The sequence below is a fragment of the Bradyrhizobium sp. genome (assembly GCF_049581145.1).
Taxonomy (GTDB): Bacteria; Pseudomonadota; Alphaproteobacteria; order Rhizobiales; family Xanthobacteraceae; genus Bradyrhizobium.
Genome location: NZ_JBAURI010001292.1, coordinates 1 through 1,874 on the forward strand (window position 1 = coordinate 1; position 1,874 = coordinate 1,874).

2 protein-coding genes are annotated in these 1,874 nt (G+C 56.6%); both read left to right on the forward strand.

Going from position 1 to position 1,874, the window contains the following annotated elements; genetic code table 11:
• The coding region (locus WCB02_RS41225) for a multiheme c-type cytochrome (RefSeq protein ID WP_423968576.1) at positions 1 to 531 on the forward strand (531 nt) is incomplete at its 5' end.
• Positions 532 to 601: 70 nt separating this feature from the next.
• The gene (locus WCB02_RS41230) at positions 602 to 1,450 is read left to right on the forward strand and encodes a hypothetical protein (RefSeq protein ID WP_423968578.1); all 849 of its coding nucleotides are present in this window, start codon (positions 602 to 604) and stop codon (positions 1,448 to 1,450) included.
• The last annotated feature ends 424 nt before the right edge of the window (positions 1,451 to 1,874 follow it).

Below are 1,874 nucleotides of genomic sequence, written 5' to 3' on the forward strand. Positions count from 1 at the left end.
CTATTGAAGCTTGATGCCGATCCGCGCACGCTCACTACGCGGGATATGTTTGTGCCAACATGTGCAACCTGCCACATGAGCGGCATCAACGGGCTCAAGGTTACGCACAATCCATCTGACCGCCTCGGCTGGTATCTCGCCGACGCGATTACCACCCATCGCCCGAATTACCTGCAAGCGCAGATCAACATGAAGCAGGTTTGCACGCAATGCCATACCCAGGCACTTGTTGACCGCGTTTATGACCAGGGTCAGCAGGTTGTTGAAAGCACCAATGCGAAGATCCTGGCCGCCAAGGCGATCATGGATGACCTTCACAAAGACGGCTCGCTCTCCGGTCCGCCATTCACGCACACCATCGACTTCACCTACTTTAATCTCTGGCACTACGACGGCCGAACTTCAAAGCACGGGGCGTTCATGGGAGGAGCCGATTTTGTGCAGTGGCATGGAAACTACGAACTTCTTTCCAAGACGGTCGAACTGCAGCATGATGCCGATGAATTGCGGAGAGAACATGCGCATAAGTAGGCTGCTCTCGCCAAGTCAGCAAATCGTCGGTGATCCACGTCTTCGATGGGGCCACGATCCCCGTCTCTGGGTGGAACTATTTGCCACCGTCAACCTGGCAATCCTTGCCGCGGACATTTTTATCGCGCACTCAGTCAATCATTTTCAAAAAGCGGCCGAATATATACCTCTGTATTTCTCGATTGGAGCTCCCCTCGTATTGGCCTGTGTGATTGCTTTGCGCTGGATTTGGGGCTTTGAGGCGCCGTGGCGCGATGTTGGCTATGCGGTTGGGTGGCTTTCAGTCCTGGTGGGGCTAGGGGGCGTCCTCTATCACCTGGAAAGCCGATTCTTTCTCGATCGGACGCTGAAGAGCCTCACGTATGCAGCGCCCTTCGCCGCGCCGCTTGCTTATTCTGGACTTGGGTTCCTGTTGCTCATGAACCGCATGGTCGCCGCTCGCAGCATGGAGTGGGCTCGCTGGGTGATCCTGCTTGCACTGGGCGGATTCTTCGGCAACTTCGTGCTGTCGCTCACCGATCACGCATCGAATGGTTTTTTTGCGCGCACGGAATGGATCCCCGTAATCTCATCCGCATTCGCAACAGGCTTCCTGATTATCCCCCTGATATTGACAGTCACGCGCCGCTTCCTCGATCTATGTCTGGTCGTGATGATGGGGCAGGCGTTTGTTGGCGTACTTGGATTCTGGTTCCACATGCGCGCCAACCTTGTTGAGCCTGGCCACAATGTCTTTGACAAGCTCGTGAACGGTGCGCCGCCTATGGCTCCACTACTCTTCCCAAACCTGGTAGGACTGGCCCTCATCGGTTTGTGGGCCCTGATCCCGCATGTTTTGGAGTCCGGCACCGCGAGGTCGTGGCTAGGCGCAACCTACGACTGGGTGCATCCGGCCGGAGAATCAGAAACCGGCGAGTAGCTCCCGCGGACCTTGAATCGCCTCCGGAGATGCGAGCCTGTTATCATGCCGCCGCGGGGGTGATTGAGACCCTTGGCTGCAAAGGCTGAGCGGCCCAACAGAAACGTGAGTACAAGGTTTGTTGCGAACAGGAGCACCCCACTCAGCTCCAGCATTCCGGATACTGGCAGTACCTTCCACGCGAATAAAAGAAACCCTTCGTAGGCGAGAGGCTCTGAAGTCACTCTCAGCAAGCAGCCCGACTGGAGCAGTAAGAGGCTGAGGAACATCAGTCGCTTGCTGAAGATATTGCTGAGTCCAGCGAAATGCGGGAGGATGCGGGGCCCAATGGCAAAGACCATTGTGGCCGCAAAGCCCACCGTCAGTGCATGACGTGACGCGCCCCAGATGCCGCCGTGTATGTCAGCGAAAGCTGCCCATACAC